Below are 3,290 nucleotides of genomic sequence, written 5' to 3'. Positions count from 1 at the left end.
GCTCGATCCCGCACCACCCCCACATGAATCGGAGGCTCGATCTGGCAGCCCGCCACGCCCTTCATACCAGGCGGAGCATCGATTGCGATCAGTTGCCCGGCGGCCACAGCCGAACCGCCGCCAAGGCACGCGATGGCAAGAAGCACCGCGCCTGCCATAAGATTCAACTTCTCTTCCAAATAAAGCATCATCCTGGTTCTCAGATGAACTTTGAACGCGTCAAGTCACCCACCTTCTCTTTCAGATCTTTCAGAATTTGATCCAAATTGCCATTCTGGATTCGCCATTGGGCTAATATTTTTCTACTTCCACTGTCGGCAAACTGAGCTCGTAATGGTACTCCATTGTTCTCAACGATCGTAAGAACCGCTGCAGCATCTTTCTTGGCATCAACAACGAGAACCCCTATCGATTCGAGTTGCTTTTTCCAGAATCTTACCCGACCTGGCGTTGCCGACATGTCAAAGGATGCTTCGTCACCCACATTAAGATATAAACGTAACTTTCGTTCAGCGCCTGTAACAATAAAATCCATCTCCTCATTAACAATTGGCACTTCTGGTTCCATGGGAACATCGAAAGCCTTGGATAACTCACGAACCCTTCGTGCCAAGAAAAAAGAGAGGTCTTGAAAAGATATCCATCCATCGGAGTTGCTGTCAGCCATGCCGTTCATGCCTTCTTTGACCGCATAGGTAAACAGTCCATCACCCACATCATTGAGTTCGTAAGCTGACGCGTTCTCTGCTGTCGCAGCAAGAACATACACACCACCGTCTTCAACTGCTTCCTGAAATAACCGTCGTTTGTTTCTTTTCGATCCAAATACAGACCCAGATTGACATGTATCGAGAAATACAAGCTTTTTCCCAAGAGGAGAGGACTGGAGCCACGACTGCACCTCACTCCATGAAATAAGGCTTTGCTTATCTTCAATCTTTCCATCGGACGGGACAATGTAAAACTCATCATCAAGCTTAACCCCATGTCCACTTACAAAGATTTCTATCCGATCTCCGTTCTTCGCCTGGCTCAGAAATAAGGGCAACTCCTTGGCAATCAGCCTTTTCACAGGCTGAGAATCACATTGTTCACTCTGGCACCAACTTTTCACCACGACTTGATCAAACATTTTGCTTTGTTGCCGCTTTAGCAATGAGCGAATAACTTTCGCATCATTCTGAGTCAGCGGTAGCTGCGCAAAATCGGGGCTCATATAATCTTTTGTTGCAATTACAGCCGCCCATAGTCTTGGCTTGTGATTACCCTTTGGACGATAATCCACGTTAACGTATTTCCAAGCTTCAAGGCCATCAGCATCAACAACAGACAATTTGATCCTGTTTAATCCACGCACGAGAGGAATTTTTTTGATAAGCCTCACACTTTTCTGCTTCCTTCCTTCAATTCCTTGAACTGCCTCGCCCCGAACATGTCCCGCCCCAAGAATATCGGCAACAATACTTCCTTCACCGACACCATTCCCCTCGGCCTTCAATCCAATTTCAATATACGGCTTATCCGTTTCCTCGGGCACATCAGATATTGTCAAGCGTGGGGGGGTCGAATTTTTCAGACTCAATCCTTGATGAGCCAAGGAAACCGCTCTCTGCATCCGCTCTTTGTCACGGTGTGTCAGCTCAAACATCGAGCCTTTCGGAACTCCAAGACGCTGCTCCAGGACATCCGGCCTGAACAGCAAGCTCCCAAACTGCGTGATAGAAAAAAGTTCATTATCCTTTCGAAAAGCAACTTTCTGACTCAGAGTTTCCGAATCGCTGTAAAAATGTCCCGCTTCGTCAAAATAGATCATCCCATCCTTTGCGCCATATCCCCAGAGCCAATGATCCGGCTGATCCATTCGCACAAGGCGCAATAATCCATTCCTGCTTTTGTTGACCAGAAGAGTGACAGATTGTTTACGGTATCCCCCCCCTTGCTTGGGAATATACAATGGCCGTGCTTCAATATGTGTATGACCATTTGAAAACGCCGTGGCAAAACGCCGGTCACCATATCTGTAGAGAATCACATGGCCTTCCGGCCCTATGCCTAGCGCCTCGATCTTGACGCCAGAAGCAATCGAACCGAGATGCAGGAAACGATTGAGAATTCCAGGGGCATAAATCAGATTTCCCTTGTCCCCCAACTTGGAATCGGCATGAATCCACACCTCCGGAGTTGGAACATCTTCACCAACCATGCCATCCACACTGTGCAATCTTGTTTCAAATTGTGTACGCCCGCCCTGTTTTTCTACTCCAGCAAAAGGCCACCAGAAGGGCTTGCCGGTGTTGCCCAAGGAGGGCCCAACCACGCCTTCTGCGCCGAGATCCCACCATTGCCAGCTTTCCTTGCCATCCAGAAAAAGGTCGCTTTGTTTCACTCCCAAATAATCGGTTATTTTATCAAATACGACGTTTTGAATGTGTTGCTTGCCGGGCAAAGCCAACTCGTGAAAAACATTACCTCCCGATTTCCGACCAAACAGCCTCCAGTGTCCCCGCATATCAAGAAGTGCGATTTTTGTGCCATCACCATTGGCTCGGAAGCGGGCAGCTTTTGGCAAGCCTTGTGCAGGGCCAAGCTTACCTTGGCGCCAGAGGTAAAACTTCCATCTGGAATGTTCGACAAACCTTGAACCAGTTTGAACTTTCTCCCCCTCCTTGGCGATTTCTATCGCAACTCCGCTCCCATTCCACAGACTCTTGGCATCGACGATTGCCAACTTCTCAGAATCAGTAAGCACCTTGCCAATCATCGTGAAAGGATCAGACAGTCGCTTGCGTACTGCTACAATCCCTTCCCAACTCACTCCGTTCTTGTTGCTGTCCCATGCTTCTTTGGCAATCAGAACCCGGCCATCCCTGCTGACATGAACCGAATCCAGATGCTCAGGCAGACCAGGCAATGAATCGTTGATATTGAACCATGCACCGTTACCTGTTACTGAAAAATAGTGCCATCTTCCCTCGCCTTCCAAAGCAACGGTTCTTTTTCCAATATCGATGACCGCACCGATATCCCCTGAAATTCCAGACAACCCGCGCTTTAGCGGCTGCCAGCCATCGCCAACTTTCTGGTAATACAACCACTGGAAGAACTTCCCATCCTTGTTACTATCCCGGTATTCTTGAATCGCTACTCCTCTTCGGTTCAAAAATGCATATGCGGAAACAATCTCTTTTGGGGCATCGGGCAATATCTTCCGCAGTTCAACCCATCCCTTCCTGTCATCCAGCAGGAACCAATATCTCTCTTCAGGCACATCGGATTTTCTTATCAGGAGC

Annotated in this window: 2 protein-coding genes; both read right to left on the bottom strand. The window is 48.4% G+C overall.

Annotated elements, in window-relative coordinates; translation table 11 throughout:
* A partial coding sequence (locus D6694_10640; protein ID RMH39949.1) for a hypothetical protein occupies positions 1-191 on the bottom strand: 191 nt, incomplete at its 3' end.
* A gap of 8 nt (positions 192-199) precedes the next feature.
* On the bottom strand, positions 200-3,290 hold a 3,091-nt coding region (locus D6694_10635), incomplete at its 5' end, for a hypothetical protein (protein RMH39948.1).

It is taken from the genome of Gammaproteobacteria bacterium (assembly GCA_003696665.1).
Taxonomy (GTDB): Bacteria; Pseudomonadota; Gammaproteobacteria; order Enterobacterales.
Note: the sequence above shows the minus strand (reverse complement) of the source record. Positions and strands in the feature narration are given on the sequence as shown.